This window comes from Streptosporangium heterodermiicola (assembly GCF_051390675.1).
Classification (GTDB): domain Bacteria; phylum Actinomycetota; class Actinomycetes; order Streptosporangiales; family Streptosporangiaceae; genus Streptosporangium.
Genome location: NZ_JBPJSR010000025.1, coordinates 72,018 through 93,046 on the forward strand (window position 1 = coordinate 72,018; position 21,029 = coordinate 93,046).

The 21,029-nt window shown below is 71.8% G+C and carries 21 protein-coding genes; 12 read left to right on the plus strand and 9 right to left on the minus strand.

What is annotated here, in order from left to right:
• Positions 1 to 156 precede the first annotated feature (156 nt).
• A complete protein-coding gene (locus ACSC1Q_RS36380; protein WP_436763264.1) occupies positions 157 to 1,047 on the plus strand; it encodes a glycoside hydrolase family protein in 891 nt (296 codons plus the stop codon).
• Positions 1,048 to 1,176: 129 nt separating this feature from the next.
• Here ACSC1Q_RS36380 and ACSC1Q_RS36385 read toward each other — a convergent pair whose 3' ends face one another.
• Positions 1,177 to 2,163 (minus strand): sulfotransferase family protein, encoded by a 987-nt coding sequence (locus ACSC1Q_RS36385; RefSeq protein ID WP_436763265.1) that lies wholly within the window; start codon positions 2,161 to 2,163, stop codon positions 1,177 to 1,179.
• An 89-nt stretch (positions 2,164 to 2,252) separates the two neighbouring features.
• The gene (locus tag ACSC1Q_RS36390; RefSeq protein WP_436763266.1) at positions 2,253 to 2,435 is read right to left on the minus strand and encodes a hypothetical protein; all 183 of its coding nucleotides are present in this window, start codon (positions 2,433 to 2,435) and stop codon (positions 2,253 to 2,255) included.
• A 400-nt stretch (positions 2,436 to 2,835) separates the two neighbouring features.
• On the opposite strand from ACSC1Q_RS36390, the gene ACSC1Q_RS36395 reads away from it, so the two are divergent.
• From ACSC1Q_RS36395 to ACSC1Q_RS36405, 3 genes are all read left to right on the plus strand, one after another.
• On the plus strand, positions 2,836 to 3,831 hold the full coding sequence (locus ACSC1Q_RS36395) for a sugar ABC transporter substrate-binding protein (RefSeq protein WP_436763267.1): 996 nt from the start codon (positions 2,836 to 2,838) through the stop codon (positions 3,829 to 3,831).
• On the plus strand, positions 3,828 to 4,856 hold the full coding sequence (locus ACSC1Q_RS36400) for an ABC transporter permease (RefSeq protein ID WP_436763268.1): 1,029 nt from the start codon (positions 3,828 to 3,830) through the stop codon (positions 4,854 to 4,856). The genes ACSC1Q_RS36395 and ACSC1Q_RS36400 overlap by 4 nt, the downstream gene beginning before the upstream one ends.
• Positions 4,857 to 4,942: 86 nt before the next feature.
• The gene (locus tag ACSC1Q_RS36405) at positions 4,943 to 5,773 is read left to right on the plus strand and encodes an ATP-binding cassette domain-containing protein (RefSeq protein WP_436763316.1); all 831 of its coding nucleotides are present in this window, start codon (positions 4,943 to 4,945) and stop codon (positions 5,771 to 5,773) included.
• A 56-nt stretch (positions 5,774 to 5,829) separates the two neighbouring features.
• Here ACSC1Q_RS36405 and ACSC1Q_RS36410 read toward each other — a convergent pair whose 3' ends face one another.
• From ACSC1Q_RS36410 to ACSC1Q_RS36420, 3 genes are all read right to left on the minus strand, one after another.
• Complete coding sequence (locus ACSC1Q_RS36410; protein WP_436763269.1) at positions 5,830 to 7,422, minus strand: ferredoxin reductase family protein; 1,593 nt, start codon at positions 7,420 to 7,422, stop codon at positions 5,830 to 5,832.
• Positions 7,419 to 8,018: a DUF305 domain-containing protein gene (locus ACSC1Q_RS36415; RefSeq protein WP_436763270.1), complete on the minus strand. Its 600-nt coding sequence runs from the start codon at positions 8,016 to 8,018 to the stop codon at positions 7,419 to 7,421. Before ACSC1Q_RS36415 ends, ACSC1Q_RS36410 begins: the two co-directional genes overlap by 4 nt.
• A gap of 109 nt (positions 8,019 to 8,127) precedes the next feature.
• Positions 8,128 to 9,585, minus strand: a complete 1,458-nt coding sequence (locus ACSC1Q_RS36420) for a DUF1996 domain-containing protein (RefSeq protein ID WP_436763271.1) — start codon at positions 9,583 to 9,585, stop codon at positions 8,128 to 8,130.
• 572 nt (positions 9,586 to 10,157) lie between these two features.
• Between ACSC1Q_RS36420 and ACSC1Q_RS36425 the strand changes: the two genes are divergently transcribed.
• From ACSC1Q_RS36425 to ACSC1Q_RS36435, 3 genes are all read left to right on the plus strand, one after another.
• A complete protein-coding gene (locus ACSC1Q_RS36425) occupies positions 10,158 to 12,065 on the plus strand; it encodes a sigma-70 family RNA polymerase sigma factor (RefSeq protein ID WP_436763272.1) in 1,908 nt (635 codons plus the stop codon).
• 43 nt (positions 12,066 to 12,108) lie between these two features.
• The gene (locus ACSC1Q_RS36430; protein WP_436763273.1) at positions 12,109 to 12,738 is read left to right on the plus strand and encodes a YigZ family protein; all 630 of its coding nucleotides are present in this window, start codon (positions 12,109 to 12,111) and stop codon (positions 12,736 to 12,738) included.
• 516 nt (positions 12,739 to 13,254) lie between these two features.
• The gene (locus ACSC1Q_RS36435) at positions 13,255 to 13,890 is read left to right on the plus strand and encodes a DedA family protein (RefSeq protein WP_350975059.1); all 636 of its coding nucleotides are present in this window, start codon (positions 13,255 to 13,257) and stop codon (positions 13,888 to 13,890) included.
• Between the two features lie 224 nt (positions 13,891 to 14,114).
• On the opposite strand, the gene ACSC1Q_RS36440 is transcribed toward ACSC1Q_RS36435, so the two are convergent.
• Positions 14,115 to 14,402: an antibiotic biosynthesis monooxygenase family protein gene (locus ACSC1Q_RS36440; RefSeq protein WP_436763274.1), complete on the minus strand. Its 288-nt coding sequence runs from the start codon at positions 14,400 to 14,402 to the stop codon at positions 14,115 to 14,117.
• Positions 14,403 to 14,464: 62 nt separating this feature from the next.
• On the opposite strand from ACSC1Q_RS36440, the gene ACSC1Q_RS36445 reads away from it, so the two are divergent.
• Positions 14,465 to 14,917, plus strand: coding sequence for a MarR family winged helix-turn-helix transcriptional regulator (locus tag ACSC1Q_RS36445; RefSeq protein WP_436763275.1), 453 nt, complete (start codon positions 14,465 to 14,467; stop codon positions 14,915 to 14,917).
• A gap of 141 nt (positions 14,918 to 15,058) precedes the next feature.
• Here ACSC1Q_RS36445 and ACSC1Q_RS36450 read toward each other — a convergent pair whose 3' ends face one another.
• Positions 15,059 to 15,535, minus strand: coding sequence for a DUF6194 family protein (locus tag ACSC1Q_RS36450; protein WP_436763276.1), 477 nt, complete (start codon positions 15,533 to 15,535; stop codon positions 15,059 to 15,061).
• Between the two features lie 63 nt (positions 15,536 to 15,598).
• Between ACSC1Q_RS36450 and ACSC1Q_RS36455 the strand changes: the two genes are divergently transcribed.
• From ACSC1Q_RS36455 to ACSC1Q_RS36465, 3 genes are all read left to right on the plus strand, one after another.
• Positions 15,599 to 16,315, plus strand: coding sequence for a MerR family transcriptional regulator (locus ACSC1Q_RS36455; protein ID WP_436763277.1), 717 nt, complete (start codon positions 15,599 to 15,601; stop codon positions 16,313 to 16,315).
• A 178-nt stretch (positions 16,316 to 16,493) separates the two neighbouring features.
• A complete protein-coding gene (locus tag ACSC1Q_RS36460; RefSeq protein ID WP_436763278.1) occupies positions 16,494 to 17,597 on the plus strand; it encodes a sensor histidine kinase in 1,104 nt (367 codons plus the stop codon).
• Positions 17,588 to 18,232 (plus strand): response regulator transcription factor, encoded by a 645-nt coding sequence (locus ACSC1Q_RS36465; protein WP_436763279.1) that lies wholly within the window; start codon positions 17,588 to 17,590, stop codon positions 18,230 to 18,232. The genes ACSC1Q_RS36460 and ACSC1Q_RS36465 overlap by 10 nt, the downstream gene beginning before the upstream one ends.
• 48 nt (positions 18,233 to 18,280) lie before the next feature.
• On the opposite strand, the gene ACSC1Q_RS36470 is transcribed toward ACSC1Q_RS36465, so the two are convergent.
• Both ACSC1Q_RS36470 and ACSC1Q_RS36475 read right to left on the minus strand, forming a co-directional pair.
• On the minus strand, positions 18,281 to 18,940 hold the full coding sequence (locus ACSC1Q_RS36470; protein WP_436763280.1) for a L,D-transpeptidase family protein: 660 nt from the start codon (positions 18,938 to 18,940) through the stop codon (positions 18,281 to 18,283).
• Positions 18,941 to 19,257: 317 nt separating this feature from the next.
• Positions 19,258 to 20,028 (minus strand): M15 family metallopeptidase, encoded by a 771-nt coding sequence (locus tag ACSC1Q_RS36475; RefSeq protein ID WP_436763281.1) that lies wholly within the window; start codon positions 20,026 to 20,028, stop codon positions 19,258 to 19,260.
• Between the two features lie 253 nt (positions 20,029 to 20,281).
• Between ACSC1Q_RS36475 and ACSC1Q_RS36480 the strand changes: the two genes are divergently transcribed.
• Positions 20,282 to 20,941, plus strand: coding sequence for a class I SAM-dependent methyltransferase (locus ACSC1Q_RS36480; protein ID WP_436763282.1), 660 nt, complete (start codon positions 20,282 to 20,284; stop codon positions 20,939 to 20,941).
• The last annotated feature ends 88 nt before the right edge of the window (positions 20,942 to 21,029 follow it).

The window sequence follows — 21,029 nt, forward strand, 5'->3', positions numbered from 1 at the left end:
CGGCCGTGGAAGGGCGGCGGCCACCGGTGCCTCTCGCGCCGGAGGAACCAAGGATGAGGATGATGTGCCCTTTGGCCGTCAAGGGGTGACAAAGCTCGTGATGACGATTGGTGATTCTCCGTGAGTGCTACCCAAGGCTTGCCTAATCTCGGTGTCGTGACAATCGAGGATTTCCTTCCCGACCCCGACCGTTCCACCGTCGCCATCGAACCGGCGCAGCCGGGTGCCGGCCACTGGGCCGGTGCCCCGAGCGCCGTGGCGAGCGACGGCCTGATCTACCTCGCCTACCGGCTGCGCCGCCCCGTCGGCGAGGGCCGAGGCTACGCCGTCGCCATCGCCCGCTCCACCGACGGCGAGCGGTTCGAGACCCTGCTCACGATCGGCAGGGAGGAGATGGACACCGAGTCGCTGGAGCGGCCCACCCTGATCCGCACGCCGGAGGGGCGCTGGAGGCTCTACCTGAGCTGCGCCACCTACGACACCAAGCACTGGCGGGTCGAGGTGCTGGAGGCCGACGACCCGTCCGGTTTCCGGGCCTCGCAGCGGCAGGTCGTGCTGCCCGGCGACCCGAAGACCGGCGTGAAGGACCCGGTGATCGTGCTGCGCGACGGCGTGTGGCACCTGTGGGCCTCCTGCCACCCGCTGGACCTGGCCCACGAGGCCGACCAGATGGTGACCGACTACGCCACCAGCGCCGACGGCATCGAGTGGACCTGGCAGGGCACCGCGCTCAGCGGCCGTCCCGGCCTCTGGGACGCCCGGGGCGCGCGGGTGGCGGCGGTCCGCTTCCTCGGCGACAGGGTGGTGGCCTTCTACGACGGCAGGGCCACCGCGGCGGAGAACTACGAGGAGAAGACCGGTGTAGCGGTCGGCGCCGACCCGGCGGAGCTGACCCCGCTCGGCACCGAGCCCGCCGCGGTCTCGCCGTACGCGGGCGGCGGCCTGCGCTACCTGGACATCGTGGACCTGCCGGGCGGCGGGCGGCGGCTCTACTACGAGTACACCCGCGCGGACGGGGCGCACGAGCTCCGTACCGAACCGCGGTGATCACCGAACCGCGCTGATCACCGAACCGCGCTGATCGCGGCACGGCCACCGCCGTGCCCCGAACCGGCCGGTCCACGACCTGGACCGGCCGGTTCGCGCCCCGGAGTCGTACGGCCGTCCCGCCGGGCGCTATGCCTGGGGGCGGCCGTTGCGCGCCTGGCGCTGGCCGTTGGGGCGGGTGCCCACCAGGCCGCCGGAGCGCTCGCGCGGGCGGAGCCAGTCGCTGAAGTCCTCCCTGGTCACCTTCTGCAGCAGCGCCACGTCCTCGGTGAAGTAGGGGATGAGCTTCTCCCGCTGGTCCCAGGTGAGCGGCTGGCGGGAGCGGGCCTGTTCCTGCAGCCTGCGCTCCAGCGGGTCGGTCAGCGCCACGCTCACCCGCGACGGCAGGAACCGCCCCACGGACGATCCCACGCGCAGCGCCCGCGACAGCATCCGGTGCCCTCGGGTCGGCTCCGGGTGGGCGGTCACGTTCTCCCGGGGGACCTCGGTGACCACGCCGGTCTCCACCCCGAGGAAACGGAAGATCCGGTCGAGGGTGTCGGCGGGGCGGTCGACCAGGTCGCGGTAGCGGTAGACGAGCACCTGCTCGCGCGGGAACAGGGTGAACAGGTGTTCGAGCTGCTCGCCGTACTTGCCGAGGCCGCGGTAGTGCCAGAACGGGGCCCAGCCCGCCTTGATCCGCCGCTCCTCCTCGGCGCAGGCCCGCACCACGTCGCCGATCGGCTCCAGCCCGGCCGACCACAGGTGCGTCCAGTTGGAGTGGGCGCGCTCCACCGGGTCGCGCAGCACCACGATGAGCCTGGCGTCGGGGATGGCCGCCTTGATGCGCCGCTGCGCCGCCAGGTCGTAGAGATAGAACGGGGTGGACTCGCCGGTGAGCGTTCCCGGCGGTGCCGCGCCGAACAGGGCCTCGTAGTCCTCGCGTCTCCAGACGTGCTCGCGGTAGGTCTGCGCGTCGCCCGGTCCTCCCCTGGTCGGCGGAGGGCCGTCGCTGAGGAAGAATTTCGGCTCCTTCACCGGGGACATGAAAAGTCCCGGGTGCCGGGCCAGGGCGGCGTGCAGGGCGGTGGTCCCGGACTTGGGGGCACCGATCGTGAGGAAATTCGGCAGGGGCATAGTTATTACCCTTAATCCCTACTATGATTATTGGTAAATATAGCCCCTTCTCCGGCGAAGGCAAGCGCTCGGCCGCGCGATCGCCGTGATCAAAAGGGCTTTCCGGTCGCGGGGATTCGGTCGTCGGCGCCTATCTCCAGGTCGTGGACGTGAAGGGTGTTGTCCCGTTCAGTGAACGCTGAGTTCTTTTCCTCTATTTCATTGCTGAGGAGGAGTTTTGTCGCGTTGCGAATAAACAGGATACTCGTGCCGTATTCCAGATTCGAGGTCACCCCGCGGATCCTCGTCCTCGTTCCCCCGTGACCAGGTCCGGGCGGACTCCCGGCCGCATCGCCGGTGGGTGGCCCTCGCGCGGTGCCGTGACGTGCCGCGCAGCGCGGCCCCGTGCTCCGGTCCTGCTCTGCCGTGCTCTGTCGTGCCGGTGGTGAGCGGCGCGGTCGTACTCGTCACGCCGCGCCGACGAGCGGCGAAAGTCCCGGCGACGGCGGGTGCGAATGCCATGGTACGAAGGCGGGCCCGGTGCCATGGTTATGTAGGCGGACCCGGCCGGACGCGCGCCGTCGCCGCGATTTCATAAGTCCTAATGTCACGACAAATTATTGACATGTAGGTAATGAGTGGTTACAAACCAGGGACGAGGGAGATCCGGCGAGGCGACGCGCGGAGGTACCGATGAAGTGGACGACAGGGCTGGTCGCGGCGGCCGTGCTGGGCCTTTCCGCGCTGACCGGCTGTTCGGCGGGACAGGCCGGAGGGCAGCCCTCGGGAGGGCCCGCCCCCGCGGCGAGCGGCCCCGCCCCGGCGGCCGGTGGCGGCACCTTCGCCGTCGTCACCCACGCGAGCGCCGGGGACGCGTTCTGGGACGTGGTCAAGAACGGCGCCGAGGCGGCCGGGAAACGGTACGGCGTCACCGTGACCTACCAGGGCGACGGTGACCCCGCCAGGCAGTCCCAGCTCATCGACCAGGCCGTCAGCCAGAAGGTCGACGGCCTGGTGGTCTCCATGGCCAACCCGGACGCCCTGAAGGAGTCGATCGGCAAGGCCGTGACCGCCGGGATCCCGGTGATCACCATCAACTCCGGCGGCGACGTCTCCCGCGAGTTCGGCGCGGTCACCCACGTCGGCCAGTCGGAGGACGTCGCGGGCCGGGGCGCGGGGGAGAAGCTCAGGGCCGAGGGGGTCACCAAGCTGCTCTGCGTGATCCACGAGGCCGGGAACGTCGGGCTCGACCAGCGCTGCAACGGCGCGACCCAGGGACTGGGCGGCACCGTCGAGCGGCTCCAGGTGGACGTGAGCAACCTCGCCGACGCCACCTCCAAGATCAAGGCGAGACTCCAGTCGGACACCTCCCTCAACGGCGTCCTCACCCTGAACCCCGCGGTGGCCGTCGCCGCCCGCGACGCCATCGCCGACGGCGGCTCGAAGGCGAGACTCGGCACCTTCGACCTGTCGGCCGACGTGGTCGCCGCCATCGAGGACGGCGAGATCCTGTTCGCGGTCGACCAGCAGCAGTACCTGCAGGGCTGGCTGCCGATCACGTTCCTCACCCTCCACAGGGAGAACCTCAACACCGTCGGCGGGGGGCTCCCGGTCAACACCGGCCCCGGCTTCGTCACCAAGGACAACGCCGCGAAGGTGGCCCGGCTGGCCGAGAGCGGCACCCGGTGACGGTGGCCGACGAGCGGCTGGCCGGGACCGGGGTCGCCCGCAGGCTGCTGATCAGGCCGGAACTCGGCGCCGTCGTCGGCGCCCTCGTGGTCTTCGCGTTCTTCGCGGGGCAGTCGGAGGTCTTCCGCTCGGTCGAGGGCGTGGCCAACTGGCTGGACCCGGCCTCCACCCTCGGGATCATGGCGGTGGCGATCGCGCTGCTGATGATCGGCGGCGAGTTCGACCTGTCGGCGGGCGTGCTCACCGGCACGGTCGGCCTGGTCACGGTGATCCTCGCCACCCGCTACGACCTGCCGGTGTGGGCGGCGATGCTCGCCGCCCTGGCCGTGGCGCTGCTCGTCGGCCTCCTCAACGGGCTGGTCGTGGTACGCACCGGGCTGCCCAGCTTCATCGTCACCCTCGCCACCTTCCTGATGCTCCAGGGCGTCAACCTGGGCGTCACCAAGGCCCTCACCGGGACCGTGCAGGTCGGCGGCCTGCGCAGGGCCGAGGGGTACGAGGAGGTACGGGCGGTGCTCGCCGGGACGATCCCGGTCGGCGGGACCGACTTCCGGGTGGCGATCCTGTGGTGGCTCGCCGTCACCGCCCTGGCCACCTGGGTGCTCACCAGGACCAGGGCCGGGAACTGGATCTTCGCGGTGGGCGGTGACGAGCGGGCCGCCCGCGCGGTCGGGGTCCCCGCGGAACGGACGAAGATCGCGCTCTTCGTGACCACCGCCGCGGCCGCCTGGCTGGTCGGCTCGATCATGGCGCTGCGCTTCACCTCGGTGCAGGCGGGCTCCGGCGTCGGCCAGGAGTTCGTCTACATCATCGCGGCGGTCATCGGGGGCTGCCTGCTGACCGGCGGCCACGGCTCCGCGATCGGCGCGGCCGTCGGCGCGGTGATCTTCGGCATGGCCGACAAGGGCATCGTCTTCGCGGGCTGGGACGCCGACTGGTTCACGTTCTTCCTCGGCGCCATGCTGCTGCTGGCCACGCTCGCCAACCGGTTCGTCCGCCGGTACGCGGAGGAGGTGAAGCGGTGACGGGAGACGAGGCCGCATCGGGAGGCGGGACCGCGACGGGCCGCGAGGTCGTGGAGGGAGGCCGGGCCGTACCGGGAGAGGAGGCGGTGACGGAGGGCGGAACGGGCGTCCCGCCGCTGCTGGAGGTCCGCGACGTGGGAAAGACGTTCGGCGGCGTGATCGCGCTGCGGGACGTCTCCATGCGGGTGCGCGCCGGGGAGGTGTGCTGCGTCCTCGGTGACAACGGCGCGGGAAAGTCCACGCTGATCGAGATCCTGTCGGGCATGCACGCCCCCGACTCCGGCTCGTACCTGGTGGATGGCGCCCCCGCGGCCTTCGCCAGCCCCCGTGACGCGCTCGACAAGGGCATCGCGACCGTCTACCAGGACCTGGCGATGATCCCGCTGATGTCGGTCTGGCGGAACTTCTTCCTCGGTTCCGAGCCCGTCCTCGGCCGGGGGCCGCTGCGCCGCTTCGACGTGGCGAGGGCGAAGCGGACGGTCCGCGAGGAACTGCGCTCCATGGGCATCGACATCCGCGACGTCGACCAGCCCGTCGGCACCCTGTCCGGCGGCGAGCGCCAGTCCGTGGCCATCGCCCGCGCGGTCCACTTCGGCGCCCGCGTCCTCATCCTGGACGAGCCCACCTCCGCCCTGGGCGTCAAGCAGGCCGGAGTCGTCCTGCGCTACGTCGCCCAGGCACGCGACCGGGGCCTGGGCGTCGTCCTCATCACCCACAACCCGCACCACGCCCACCCGATCGGCGACCGCTTCCTGCTGCTGAACCGGGGGACGAGCCTCGGCGAGTACGCCAAGGCGGACATCACCCCCGAGGAGCTCACCTCCCTGATGGCGGGGGGCGCCGAGCTGGAGCGGCTCGCCCACGAGCTGAGCCGGGGCGGCCCTCCGGCCGGGCCGGGGACACCGCCACCCCCGTGAGCCGGGGCGAACTCATCGAAACACGCCCGCGAGTCACGGCGAACCTGGCGAGAAGCCTAGAAGTCGAAGGACTCCACGTGGATGCGGCGGCCGGGGACCCCCGCGCGGCGCAGGGCCTGCCGCGCCGCGACCGTCATCCCGGCGGGGCCGCACAGATAGACGTCGTGGACGGCCAGCCCGGGGATCAGGGTCCGCAGGGCGCGGCCGGTCAGCGGCACGTTCCGCTTGCCGGACGATCCGGTCAGCTCGTCCACGGTGTAGTGGACCGTGGCGCCGCGCACGGCGGCGATGGCGTCCAGCTCGTGGCGGAGGATCAGCTCCTCGTCGCGGCGCGCCATGTAGACGAGGGTCACCTCGCCGGGCAGCGTCTCGAAGAGCGCGCGCAGCGGGCTGATGCCCACGCCCCCGCCCACCAGCAGCACCTGCGGCCTGCGGCGCCGCGCGGCGGTGAGGGCGCCGTAGGGACCCTCGGCCCACACACGGGTGCCTGGCCGCAGCCCGGCCAGCGCCCGGCTGTGGTCGCCGACACCCTTGACGGTGATCCGCAGGAAGCGGGAGCTGGCGGGTGCCGACAGCGAGTAGGGGTTGGCCGTCCACCACATGCCGGGGGCGAGGAACCGCCACCGGAAGAACTGGCCGGGTTCCGCGCCCAGCTCGTCCAGGTGCTCGCCGGTCAGATAGACCGACACCACCGAGGACGACTCCCGGCGGACCTCGGCGACCCGGAGCCCGTGGCGCAGGGCGCGGTGGACGGGGATGAGGAAGCGGTGCCAGACCAGCAGGGCGACGACGGACACGTACAGCGCGTACCAGAACACGCTCATGACGGCGCTGCCGGTGAAGTCCGGCCCGGTGAGCTGGTGGCCGAACCCGAGGAAGACGGCCACGTAGGTGACGAAGTGCAGATAGTGCCAGGTCTCATACCGCATCCGGCGCCGCACCTCGCGTACCGAGACGACCGCGACGCCGATCAGCAGCAGGAGGGCGACCGCCGCCTCCAGCATGGCCGGGCCGTCCAGGAGCAGCCCCGCGACCGCGTCCGGCACGCCGGTGCCGGACCGGGCCACGTGGGCCGCGACGGCGAACAGCATGTGGGCCACCGACAGGACGATGGTGTGACGGCCGCCCGTCGCGTGCCAGCGGGCCAGCCGGTCGGTCCCGACCCCGCGGTCCAGCGCGGGGACGCGGGCCATCAACCCCAGCAGGACGGCGCAGGCGTACCCCGCGAGCAGGCCGGTGAGCCTGCCCGCCCAGGCCAGTGCCCCGGTGACCCCGGAGATCGAGGTCAGGTCCGGCCAGCACGTCGCGGTCGCCGCGACGGCTCCGGCGAAGATCAGGGCGAGGACCAGGGGCGGCCGCGCCCGGCGGACGGGCGGGCGGGCATGGACCCTGCGCCGCGTGCGCGCACCGGAGCGTGCACGCGTGCCGGAACGTGTGTCCGCACCGGAGCGTGCACCCGTGTCCGGATGCGGATGCGGATGCGGACGCGTTTCGGGGTGAGGACGCGTGTCGGGGTGAGGGTGAGGGGGCGCGTCGGGATGGGGGTGCGTGCCGGAGCGCGTGTCCGTGCCGGGATGCCGATGCGTGCCGGGGGGCGGGTACGCGCCGGAACGCGGATGCGTGCCGGAGCCGGGGGCGGCGCCTCTCACGGCTCCAGCCGGGTGAGCTGGCCGCCGTGGGTTTTCTCCATGGCGGCGGCGAACGCCTTGGTCTCCTGGTCGGCGCCCGACTTCTGCTCACTCTTCGCGACCAGGACGGACTGCGTGAGGTATTCGCGCGCGTCCTTGGTGAAGAGCCGGTCGAACGCGGCGCCGTCGGCCCGCTTCAGGGCCGCGAAGTCGTCGGGAATCACCATGCCCGGTATGTCATGCCCCTCGTGCTCGTTGCTCTCCGGCACTCCGGACCTCCGCAGCAGGTCGCGCAGTTCCCGGAGCGTCGTACGGCGATCGTCGACGTGCTCCTCGGCGAACCGCCTGAGCTTCGGGTCGGAGGTCTTGCCCGGGGCCAGTTCCAGCAGGCGCACCGCCTGCTCGGTCATCGGGATCATCAGCTGCAGCCACGCGATGTCGGTGCCGTTGAAGGAGCCCGGCGCGCTTCCGGTCGGTGTGGGGAGCGCGGCGGGGCCGCTTCGCGACGGTGGATGGTTCGCGGCCGAATGGGTCTGGGGCTCGGCCGCGACACATCGCGAGACCAGCAGGACGGTGAGCACGACGAGTACCAACGCACCGATCGTGGACGCCTTCATGCCGCTCCTTCGCTCGCCGTTCCCTTGGTGAGGCGAGGCCCGGTATGCCGGGCCTCGCCCCGTTCAGGTCAGACGGTACGCTTCCGTCCGAAGACGGTCACCTGCCGTCTCAGGGGGTGCCGTCGGCACCGCACTTGACGACCGGACGGATGCAGTCGCGCACGCGGCGCTCCATCTCGGCCTCGGGCCATGCGTTGAAGAAGTCGGCGTGCATGGTGTAGCCGGGCCCCGACGAGAGCCGGAACTTGGCCGGGTCACCGCTGACCGGGTAGCGCAGCACCTGGCGCAGCTTGGGCACGATCACCGGGTGCGAGGCCGGGCAGGCGCCGTTCACCGGGTAGGACATGTGGCTCTTGTGGTCGGGCGAGTCCAGGTCCTTGCCGTTCCAGCAGTGCGGGAAGTCCAGGTAGGACTCCATCATCTTGCCGGCCGGGCAGTTGACGAAGTTCTTGGAGGAGCCCACCTCGCCGGCATGCAGGCACGACCAGCGCGAGCTGCTGGTGGGGTCGCTCGGGCCGGTCGCCTTGGCGTTGCCGGCCACGATCCGCAGGCCCAGCGGCAGCGCCCGGGTCTGGGCCATCAGCTCGTCCTTGATGCCCTCACCCAGGTAGTAGAACGTGGTGCCGGTCGGCTCGACGGGCTTGTCGTCGCTGTAGAGGGTCGGCACCCAGTACGAGGAGAGGTCGGCCTTCGGGCTGCAGGTGGTCCCGCCCTTCAGCAGGCTCTTGATGTCGGAGTCGGCGTTCGTGGTGGTGTTGCCGAAGAAGCTGTGCATGTGCGACCCGCCGGCGAGGCCCGGCATCACGATCGGGTCGTCGGGCAGCCGGTGGGTGTAGGGGCACTCGGCGAGGAACTCCGCCACCCGTACCGCGCCGGGAGGGACCGGGCCCTTGGGCAGGTCGCCGCCGGAAGGCGCGGTCGGCGTCGCGCTGGGCTTCGGGGTGGTGCTGGGCTTGGGGGTCGTGCTCGGCTTCGGGGTCGTGCTGGGCTTGGGGGTGGTCGTGCCGGTCGGGGTGGCGCTCGGCTTGGGGGTGGTGCCCGAGCCGGTCCCGTAGACCTCGAACTCCCACAGCGAGACCCCGTACTGAGAGGAGCGCTTGGTGGCGTTGAGCCGGACGTAGCGGCCGGTGGCCGAGACGTCCAGGGTTTGCACCCCGCCCTTGCCCGCGGTCGTGGTGTGGATCGTCTTCCACTCGCCGCCACCGGCGGAGGTCTGGATGGTGAAGGCCGTGGCGTAGGCGTTCTCCCAGTTCAGCACGATCTTGTCGATCGCCTTGGACGCGCCCAGGTCGACCTGGAGCCACTGGGGGTCGCTGAAGGCGCTCGACCAGCGGGTGTCCTCGTCGCCGTCGATCGCCGCCGAGGCGGGCAGGTCGCCCCTCTCGGACGAGGAGGCGGTGGCCCTGCCACTCTGCGACAGCGGGGCGTCGGCCGCGCTGGCGGGGAGGACGCCGTTCACCAGGGAGGCGCCCAGGATGGTCGCGAGGGCACCGGCGAGCGCGAGGTAGCGGGCTCGCCTGCCCGGTCCGCGACCCGGGGCCGTGGTGCTCGGAACAGTCTCACTCATGTGGATGAGGTCCTTAGGGGGTCGAGAGGTGATGGACGTGATGCCCGGCGGCGTCCCGGCCGGACCGGCTCGTGGCCCGGCGCGCCGGTGGGCGGCGCCCGGTGGGGGAGGCGCCGGGGAGCCGTGACCGCCCCGCCGGGGGAGGCGTCCGGAGGCCGCCGCCGGTGGTGGAGGGGGAGAGGGCGAGGCCGTACCGCTCGGACGAGATGCGGGAACGGGGGCGCGAACATCGTCGCCGTGCACAGTGGAATCGTGCTGAACAGGACATATAGTCCTGTGACAGCGTCACCGCGCGCCTTCCCGGTGCCATCGTCGCGAGCCTCCTTCGCCGTCACGCCCGGCGCCGGGCGTGTGCTGCTCCTGTACAGGAGACCGGCGGAGGGACGGGCGACAACAAAAACTCAGAAAAAGGGCGGAGAAAATTTTCGTTGTCCACCTGACCTGCTGACGGTCTCCATAGAGGGGGCTCGTCGGTCTTCCGCCATGAGGAGTTATGGAGAGAATCGTCCCTGCCCGGGCCCGGCGTGGCGCGGGGACGACGAACCGTGGACGACGACAGGAAGCGGAGTGCGATGCTCGGAACCGGTAGGGGCGGACCCGACACGGCGATGGTGGCCGCCGCACGCGACGGAGACCAGCAGGCGCTGGACGCCCTGGTGGCCGACTCCCTCCCGCTCGTCTACAACATCGTCGGGCGAGCGCTGAACGGCCACACCGACGTCGACGACGTGGTCCAGGAGACGTTCCTGCGGGTCGTCCGCGCCCTGCCCGACCTGCGGGACCCGCAGGCGTACCGGTCCTGGCTGGTGGCCATCGCCGTCCGCCAGGTGCGCGACCACGAGCAGGACCGCAGGACCACCCAGCACCGCAGGGCCGACCTCGACACCGCCGAGGAGGTGCCCGACCCCGCCTCCGACTTCGCCGCCGTGACCATCCTGCGGCTCGGGCTCACCGACCAGCGCCGCGAGGTCGCCGAGGCCACCCGCTGGCTGGACGGCGACGACCAGGCGCTCCTCGCCCTGTGGTGGCTGGAGGAGACCGGCGAGCTCGGCCGCGCCGACCTCGCCGGAGCACTCGGCCTGTCGGGGCGCCACGCCGCCGTACGCGTCCAGCGGATGAAGGAGCAGGTCCAGACGGGGCGCACCATCGTGCGGGCGCTGCGCGCCGACTCCGGCTGCGCCGAGCTGCGCGCCCTCACCGCGAACTGGAACGGCGTCCCCAGCCCGCTGTGGCGCAAGCGCTTCGCCCGGCACATCCGCGACTGCGCCGTCTGCCAGGGACGTACGGCGGGCCTGCTGCCCATCGACCGGCTGCTCAGCGGGCTGCCGCTGCTGCCCCTGCCCATCGGCTTCGCCCTGCACCACCTCAACGCCGTCCCGCCCGCCGTCGAGGCGGTGGCGCACGCCACCACCTGGGGGGCGTCCCACGGCGCGCACGCCCTGGAGACGACGCGGCCCGGCCTGCTCGCCTCGCTGCCCCCGGCCCCGATCGCGATCGGCGGCGCGGCGGCCGTCGTCGTCACGGGCGTCCTGATCCTCGGGCAGCTCACGGCCCCCGCGCCCGAGCCCGCCCCGCCGCTCGCCGTGCCCACGCGGACGGCCTCGCCGCCGCCCTCACCCCCGCCCCTGCCGTCGCCCCAGTCGGCGAGCGCCACGCCCGAGCCCTCCCCGTCCCCCACTCCCAGCCGCAAGAAGGCCACCTCCACCCCCACGCCGACCCGGACGCCGCCCGCCGCCGTCGCGAGCTCCCCCAGGAAGGGCGTGGGCGTGTGGAAGATGCCCGGCCTCAGCACGGCCTTCGCGAAGTCCGGCGCGAGCTGGTACTACACCTGGTCCACGCGCCGCGAGGGCGTCACCGGCCCCAGGGCCGACGGGTTCGTCCCGATGATCTGGGGTTCGGGCAGCGTCACCCCGGAGAACCTCGCCCAGGCCAAGAGCGCCGGGCCTTACCTGCTCGCCTTCAACGAGCCCGACCTGCCCCAGCAGGCCAACATGAGCGTGGAGGAGGCGCTGTCGCACTGGCCGAAACTCATGTCCGCGGGACGCGTGCTCAGCAGCCCCTCCGTCGCGTTCGGCGCCGCCACCCCGGGCGGCTGGCTGGACCGCTTCATGACCGGCGCCGAGGAACGGGACTACCGCGTCGACTTCATCGCGCTGCACTGGTACGGGGCCGACTTCCGCACCCAGCCCGCGGTGAACCAGCTCAGGTCGTACGTCCAGGACGTGTACAAGCGCTACCGCAAGCCGATCTGGCTCACCGAGTACGCCCTGATCGACTTCTCGAACGGCACCCGCTACGCCAGCGACGCCCAGCAGGCCGCGTTCGTCACCGCCTCCACCAGGATGCTGGCCTCCCTGCCGTACGTGCGGCGCTACGCCTGGTTCGGCCTGCCCTCCTCGAACACCGAGCCCAACAGCGGCCTGTTCCGCCACGACGGGACCGTCACCCGCGCGGGCCGCGCCTTCCAGGCGGCCCGCTGACCGCGTCGTTCTGGGGCGGCCGGAGGGTGGATAGCCTTGCCGGGTGGCCGACCCGTACCTGACTCCGCAGGACACCACGGAACACGAGATCGAGATCAAGCGCTCCCGGTTCCTGTGCGCGGTCGGCCCGGCCTCCTCGGAGGAGGCGGCGAGGGAGTTCGTCGCCACCCGCAGGCGGCTGTACGGCGACGCCACGCACAACTGCTCGGCGTACGTGATCGGCGGCGACCGCCTGGTCCAGCGGGCCGACGACGACGGCGAGCCCGGCGGCACCGCCGGGACCCCGATGCTGGAGACCCTGCTGCGCCGGGGCGTCGCCGACGCGGTGGCGGTGGTCACCCGCTACTTCGGCGGGGTGAAGCTCGGCGCCGGGGGCCTGGTCCGCGCGTACGGCTCGTCGGTCGGCAAGACGCTGGACCTCACGCCACTGGTCGAGATGGTGCCCGCCAGGACGATGACCGTGACCGTGGACCACGTCAGGGCCGGGCGGCTGGAGAACGACCTGCGCGCCTCGCCGTACGAGGTCAGGGAGGTCGTCTACGGCGAGGAGGTCGGCTTCCGCGTCGCGGTGCGCGAGCGGGACCTGCCCGGCTTCCCCGGCTGGGTCGCCACGCTGACCGCGGGCCAGGCCGGAGTCGAACCGGGCGAGGCGATCCACCTCAGGGGCGCCTGACCTCGCCTCGGGGATGCCCGGCTCGTGCCGGGGGCACGAGCCGGCGACCTCGAAGCCCGGAGCGACCGCCGCGGCCGGGGACGCCTGGCTCGTGCCGGGGGCACCTGACCCGAGCCGGGCTCGCGCGGGATCGCGCCTGACTGCCCGGGTCTGTGCCCGACCCGAGCCGGGCTCCGATGGAAACCGGGGACCTTTCCCCGCGAAGGCCCCGGACACGCCTCGGCCCCGGGGGCGATAAATGTGGGATGGGTCACACTCGTCGCGGAGCGGCGGCGCCGATCGGCGGTCACGGCCGCCCGTTCCCGGGCCGTAAGGGGGTAGGCGCGCACTGCCGCAATCCCCGCCCTGGCCGCGCGATGCCCTGCTGACGTGCGGTAATCCCGGGAAACAGCCGGCCGTCACGGCCGGGCCGCGGGCGGCTGGGGTTTTCCGCAGCCGAGCTCTGCGGCGCACACCAGACGAGGCGGAGAGCGTTCCGCATCCACACCGTACGCAGCTCTCCGTAGCCTTGTCCCTATGAGTTCACCGAATGTCGACGGGATCGCCGGATGGGCGATCAACCTTATGGAAACCCTGGGTGCGCCCGGGGCGGGGCTGGCGATCGCACTCGAGAACCTGTTCCCGCCCCTGCCCAGCGAGGTGATCCTGCCGCTGGCCGGGTTCACCGCGAGCAAGGGGAACATGGGGCTGTTCGACGCCGTGCTCTGGACGACCCTGGGATCGGTGATCGGCGCGCTGGCGCTGTACGGGGTCGGGGCCCTGCTGGGCCGGGAGCGCGTGGTGTTCATCGCCTCCAAGCTGCCGCTGGTCAGCGTCTCCGACATCGAGAGGACCGAGGCCTGGTTCGCCAGGCACGGCAGGAAGACCGTCTTCTTCGGCCGGATGATCCCCATCTTCCGCAGCCTCATCTCGATCCCCGCGGGCGTCGAGCGCATGCCGATCATGATCTTCACCCTCCTCACCACCCTGGGCAGCCTCATCTGGAACACGGCCTTCGTGATGGCGGGGTTCCTGCTCGGTGAGCAGTGGGACCTGGTCGAGCGGTACATGGGGGTCGTGTCGAAGGCGGTGCTGGCCGTCGTGATCCTCGCCGTGGTGGTCTTCATCGTGGTCAGGCTGTCCGACCGGCGCAAGGGCAAGCACCACGCCTAGCCGCGTACGCGCCGAAGGGCCCGCCGGAGGACGGCGGGGCTCGCGCCCGGGGTCCCCTTCGACCCCGGCCGGTCCCGTCCCCTCACGGCGGGCCCTTTCCCGCTCCTGACGCGCCCGCGAGTCTCCGTGGCACGCCTGTCAGGCCGTGGCGCGCCCGCCGTGCCCCATGGCGAGCACGGGACCTCTTCGGGAGACGGTGCCGTCGGCGCCGGTGATCGGGACGGTCATCGCGAGGTCCCCTCCTCCATGGAAACGAGCTCGTCGATCAGGGCGAAGAAGGCCTGGATTCCCGGCAGGTTGCCGCCCTTGGCGCGTGAGGCCGCGAAGTCGGCGGGAGAGCGCCACTCCACGATGTCCAGCCACTCGCCGCCGGAGAGCCGGACCAGCTTGGCGTCCAGGAATCCGTCCCGGTCGGCCCGGAAGTCCGCGATCATCCCGTCCCGGGCGGCCAGGAGGTCCGTCGCGTGCTCGGGGGAGACGCGGAACCTGGTGATTTCCACTGTCGTCGTCACACCGCGACAATATGGTCAGGATTAGTGACAGTCAAAATCGGTGACTAAATGGGAGGTGCGCGGTGTCGAGGAGCGAGCGCAAGCGGGAGCGGCCCGACCTGGGGATCCTGTCCGGCCGGACGCTGTTCAGCCTGCAGAAGGAGCTGTTCTCCCGGCTGTCGGAGATGGGGCACGCGCGGGTCAGGCCACGGCACGGGGCCGTGCTCGCCTACCTGGACGTGGAGGGCAGCCGGGCCTCCGACCTGGCCGCGCGGTCGGGCCAGCACAAGCAGGTGATCGGCAACCTGGTGGACGAACTGGTGGCCCTCGGGTACGTGGAACGGCGGCCGGACCCCGCCGACCGCAGGGCCAAGCTCGTCGTGCCCACCGAGCTGGGCCGCGATCACATGGTGAGGTCGGACGCCGTCCTGGTGGAGATGGAGGCCGGGCACGCGCGGGCGGTCGGCGAGGAGGCGTACGCGGAGTTCAAGCGCGTCTTCCAGCTGGTCGCCGAGCGCCAGACCGGGACGCGATGACCGTCGCCGGCCCCCCGGGGTTCCGGCCGCCCTTGAAGCAGGTTCTCAGATCAGGTTCTCGAAGCAGAGCCTCAAAGCGGGTTCTCGGATCAGAGCCTCGGATCAGGTTCTCGGATCAGGTTCTCGGATCAGAGTCTCGGATCAGGGTGAGGTCGATCCGGCGCGTCGCCGGTGGCGTGAGCGGGCCAGGTCGTGGGCCGTGCGAAGCAGCTCCCGGACCGCCGGTTCCGTCCGCGGCCCCGGGTTCACCACGGCGAGCCAGCCCAGCGGGCCGTAGACGGGGTGCGCCATCACGGAGTCGGCCACGCTCGGGTCGGTCTCGCCCGTGGCCGCGTCGCGCGGCTGCCGTCCCGTCCAGTCGGCGAAGGCCTCCTTCCCGGCGAAGAGGTTCAGGCGGAAGGCGCCGGGGCGGTCCAGCCGTGACAGCTCGTCCTCCGGGTAGTCCTTCGTCACGATCGTCGCGAAGGGCTGGGTCGCCTTCGGCACCTCGCCGTCCGGGGCGTAGTAGAAGAACGCGTCGCCCCAGCTGATCTCGGGTGAACCGTCACCGGGTGCCGGCCTGAGGGTGAGAACCCCGTCGAGGCCGGCGAGGAATTCGATGATCTCGTCGATACTCATGTGTTGTAGCGTTTCATTCATGTCCCTGTGGAGACTTCGCCCCGGAAACGCCCAGGTGGACGGGTGAGAAGTCGCAAGTCGGACGTCATGCGGACGGCCGACGTCGCACGGCGTGCCGGGTGCTCCGTCCAGCAGGTGCGCAACCTCGAACGCGACGGCGTGCTGCCTCCGGTGGCGCGTACCGGCACGGGATACCGGGTCTACGACGAGACGCATCTGCGTTCCGCGCTGGCCTATCGGGCTCTCGCCGCCGGCGTGGGGCCGGTCGAGGCCAGGCGGATCATGCGCGCGGCGCACGCGTACCCCGCCTCGGACCTGCTCGCCCTGCTCGACACGGCCCACGCCGGGCTCGACACGGAGCGGCGGGAACTCAGGCTGGCCAGGGAGGCCGCCGCGACGATCTCCGGGGAGTCGATCGGCGACGTACGCCCCTCGGACGTCATGAGCGTCTCCGAGCTCGCCGTCGCGCTGGGCGTGCGCCCCTCGGCGTTGCGGCACTGGGACGCGGAAGGTCTCGTCGTGCCCCGGCGGGCCTCCCCGGGAGGGCCGCGACGCTACTTCCCCGACGACGTCCGGGACGCGCGGATCGTCCACCAGCTGCGTATGGCCGGCCATCGCGTCGCCTCACTCCGGGCCCTCATGCCCGAGCTGCGACGCACCCGCCGCTGGGACGAGGTGATGACCACGCTGGCCGCCCGGGACGCGAGCGTCGACGCCCGATCGAGAGCCCTCCTCGACGGTACCGCCGCACTCGGCGCCCTGCTCCCGCCGGTGGGCTGAGCCCCGTACCCGCTTTCTGAGGGGTGTGGTTTTCCACAGCCCGGAAACGGCCACGCACCTCATTCCGGTCACGCCCCGATCGTTTGTAGCCTCTGGGACATGTCGGATGGACTGGCTGGACTGACGGAAAACCTCGGGGTACCGGGCGCGGGACCGGCCGAGCGGTACGAGGGGCGGCATGCGTCCCGTCGCTGAGGGGCTGCGGCTGCTGGGCGCGGTGGTCCTCGGGGCGGTCACCGCCCCGCTCGGCCTCGTCTTCCTGCTGCTCACGCTGCCGTTCGCCGGTCGCCCGGCCGCGCGGGGGGCGGCCCGGCGGCTGGCCGTGCTCGAAGCCCGCCGCCTGCGTCTCGATCCCGCCGCCCTCCGCCTCGACACGGATCGCCCGGACGGGCCCGAGCTGCGCTACCTGGCGGCCAGGGTGCCGGTGGGCGTGCTCGGCGGCCTGGTGGTCGCCCTGCTCGCCATCGGCGCCGGGACGGCCGTCCTCCTCGCCTGGTCCTGGGTGAGGGGCCTGCCGTTCGACGGCATGACACCGAGCCCGCCACTGTTCGCGTACATTCTCCTGGCGGGCCTCTTCCTGCTGTTCCTGCACCTGTCGGGCCTGGTGGGGGTGCACGCGCTGGAGCGTCGGCTGGCCGTGCGCATGCTCGGCCCCGACCCCACCGAGGCGCTGCGGCGCCGCATCGCCGAGCTGGCCGAGAGCCGCGCGGGCGTGCTGGCGGCCGTCGACTCCGAGCGGCGCAGGATCGAACGGGACCTGCACGACGGGCTGCAGCAACGGCTGGTGGCGCTGTCCATGCTCGTCGGACGGGCACGCAGGGGACGGCCCGAACTGCTCGAACAGGCCCACGAGGAGGCGCAGCAGGCACTGGCCGAGCTCCGCGAGGTGGCCTGGCGGGTCTACCCGTCGGGACTGGACTCCCTCGGGCTCGCCAACGCGCTGGCCGGGGTGGCCGAGCGCTCCGGCGTCCCGGTCAAGGTCGTCTGCGAGCTGTCCGTACGGCCGCCGATGGCGGTGGAGACGGCGTCGTACTTCGTGGTCAGCGAGGCCGTGACCAACGCGGCCAAGCACGCCCGCGCCACCACGATCACCGTCGAGGTCCGCGAACGCGACACAATGGTCGTCGTGCGAGTACGGGACGACGGCGTGGGCGGGGCGAGCGCGGCGGGCGGCGGGCTGTCCGGCCTGGCCAGGAGGGTGGCCGCGCTGGACGGCCGCCTCGGCGTCGACAGCCCGCCCGGCGGGCCCACCACGATCACCGCGGAGCTGCCGTGCGGGTGATCCTGGCCGAGGACTCGACCCTGCTGCGCGAGGGGCTGGTCCGGCTTCTGGTCGAGGAGGGCCACGAGGTCCCGGCCGCGGTCGGCGACGGCGAGGCGCTCGTCGCCGCGGTCGCCGAGCACCGGCCCGACGTCGTGGTCGCCGACGTGCGGATGCCGCCGACCCACACCGACGAGGGACTGCGGGCGGTGCTGGAGATCCGGCGCCGCCACCCGGGGACGCGGGTGCTGGTCCTGTCGCAGTACGTCGAGAAGCGCTACGCCACCGAGCTGATGATCGGTGACGTGGACGGGGTGGGCTACCTGCTCAAGGACCGGGTGGCCCAGGTCGCCGACTTCCTCGACGCGCTCGACCGCGTCGGCGCCGGGGGAGCGGCCTTCGACCCGGAGGTGGTACGCCAGCTGCTGGCCAGGACCACCCACGCCGACCCGCTGAGCCGCCTCACCTCCCGCGAGCGCGAGGTGCTCGACCACATGGCGCAGGGCCTGACCAACGCCTCCACCGCCGAACGGCTGCACGTCTCCCAGAGCGCCGTCGAGAAACACGTCAACGCCATCTTCGACAAGCTCGGCCTGCTGCACGTCACCGGCTACAGCCGCCGCGTCCTGGCGGTGCTGCGCTATCTCGGCTCCTGAGCTTGGGGTCCGCCCTCCGGCAGGCCGTCGCTCCTTGTCGCTCCTCGGTCAGGCGACCCTGATGTCCATCTGCGGGGAATGCTTCGGATCCATCCAGCGCAGCACCTTCAGCAGCTTGTCGACCGGCAGGCTGACGCAGCCACTGGTGGGCCCGCCGGTGCTGACGTGAAGGAAGATCGCGCTACCCAGGTGGGGTGTGCGCTTCCCGGTGTTGTAGGCGATCACGGCGCCGTAGTCGTAGGCCGGGGGGTTCAGCATGTCCTCGGGGGTGACCCCCGGATCGGCGTGGCGGGCGTCCACCCATGTGTTGTAGAGGGGACTGGCGGAATCGTCGTTCCACTTGTCGTGGGAGAGCGCCTGCCGGTACGGGAACCTCACCCCGGGATCGGGCTTGGCCCCGAACATGAAGTCGAACCCGTACGTGCCGGACGGGGTGCGCCCGTCGCCCTCCCGCTTCTGGCCCGGCGGGGCGATGCCGCTCTCGCCGACGTTCGCCGTCCACGGCCCGTACGTCCTCACCCAGCGGCCGTTCTCCGCGGTGTAGGCGACCAGGGTGGCGGTGCTCCTCCGGTAGGCGTCGGCCGTCACGGTGACGAGCTGCCGTCCCGGCGACGGGGGTGGCAGAGCGGCGGCCGTGGAGGCGGAGGCGGCACCGGCACCGAAAAACCCGCCGAAGGCCATGACGAGTGCGAACAGAGCGGCGCTCACGCGGGAGGCCGTTCTCGGGCCCGTGGGCGCTCTCCGGTCAACGTTGTCCATACGTGCAGGTTAACCAGGTGAGAGGCGTGCTCGGTATGGCCTCGGGTGGCTGAGGGCCAGGTCAGAGCCTTGCTCATGTTGAACGCGTGGCTCGCGTCGGACGTTCTCGGCCACGTTCGCGCGGTGACCTCGGCCACGTTCGCGCGGTGACGTCGGCCCCGGCCCGTATCCGTCCAGGGCTCACCGGCCGGCGCTCCCAGGCCGTCGAGACGGCCGCCGGTGGCTCCCGCCGTGGCACGGCACCGGGAGATCTCGGCGCGAAGGCGTCACTGTCCGTTCTGGGAGAAGTGCTGGTAGTCCTTCGAGGTCGACCATGATCCGCCCCAGACCCAGCCGATCTTCTTGAACGCGCGAACCACGTCGTCACCGGGGTTGATGACTCCTGGCCGGTCCAGGGGCCGCCGGACGTAGCCCTTCGCGTTCGGGGGGTCGACGGTGCCGCCCGGGTAAGGATGGATGTAGGGGTTCTCCCGGGTGTTGATATCTATTGCCAGGCCGTAGGCGTGTTGCGACCAGGTGCCGCTGGTCCCGACGCGCCGGCAGTTGAAGGCCGAGGTGTTGTCCGCCGCCATGGAGGCGTCGTCGCTGCCCCTGTAGACCTCCACCGGCTGCATCCGCCGAATGGGAAAGCGCTGCCCGTACAGCTTCCTGAAGACCGGGACGACCTGGCCGGCCGCCGATTTGTTGATCACCATCTTTCCGGTGTGGGGCCTGCCGTCGAAACCCCAGTAGGTCATGCTGATCATCCTGAGGTCGCCGGGTCCTACCGGGCATCCCCGACGCCAGGAATAGCGGAGCTGGCCCGGGGTCACCGATGTCACCGTGGCGCTGAACGCCTGTGGTGCGCCCGGGGCAGGAGTCGCCGCCGGGGACGCCTGTGGTGCGCCCGGGGCAGGAGTCGCCGGCGGAGACTCCTGTGGTGTGCCCGGAGCGGGGGTCACCGGCGGGGACGCCGCGACCGTCACCGCGGCGATGCCGGTCACGCTGAGCAGGGCGAGTGCCGCCGCGGCCGACGTGTGGCCTGGAATGAATGCCATCTCCCCAGACTAGAACTCTCCATTCGCCTGCTCTCATCGGTACCCCGCCTTGCCGAGGGGTCGGAACCCCGCATGGTCGGCGCCCACGAACCGCAAGGGACGGAAAACGATCCACGGGCGGGCTCTTCGGTGCGGGTTCACAGGTTGCCGAGGCGGGGGACGCCGGAAACGTGGTCGCCGTCGAAGGAGAGGAAACGGAGGAGTGCTTCGGCGTGGCAGGCGTTTTGTCGGTGCCATGGGCCATGATCGGCTGATGCCGGAGAACAGTGCTTCGATCGTGGCCTTCTGGGATGCCTTCGCCGCTTCCTTCGATGAAGAGGCCGACCACGGCCTGCGTGATCCGGGGGTCGGGGCCGCGTGGGCGGAGCGCCTGCGGGGGTGGATGCCCGATCCACCCGCCGATGTCCTGGACCTGGGGTGCGGCACCGGCTCGTTGTCCCTGGTGCTCGCCGAACAGGGGCACCGGCCGGTCGGGGTGGACCTGGCGCCGCTCATGGTCGAGCGGGCTCGGCGCAAGCTCACGGAGGCCGGTTTCGACGCCGTGACGATGGTGGGCGACGCGAGCGACCCGCCCGCGCGGGCGGGGACGTCCTTCGACGTGATCCTCTCCCGTCACCTGCTGTGGACCCTGCCCGATCCGCGGGAGGCGTTGCGCCGATGGATCGGCCTGCTGCGTCCCGGAGGGCGGCTGGTGCTCGTCGAGGGGCGCTGGGCGAGTGCCGAGCCGGGCGAGGAGCAGCCCTACGCGGTTGGGTCGGAGGCGATGCCGTGGATGGGCGGGGTCGAGGCCGAGCGGCTCGTACGGGTGCTGCGCCCGCTGGTCGAGACGTCGCACGTCGAGCCACTCCTCGACCCCGCTCTGTGGGGAAGGTCCGTTCAGGACGAGCGATACGCCGTCGTCGCCTTCGTGTAGCGGTTCGCCCGGCGACCACGGTTCACCTCACGCGCACGGAGGACGGACAGCCATTTCGCCTCGTCATGATGAGACACAGGCGATCCGA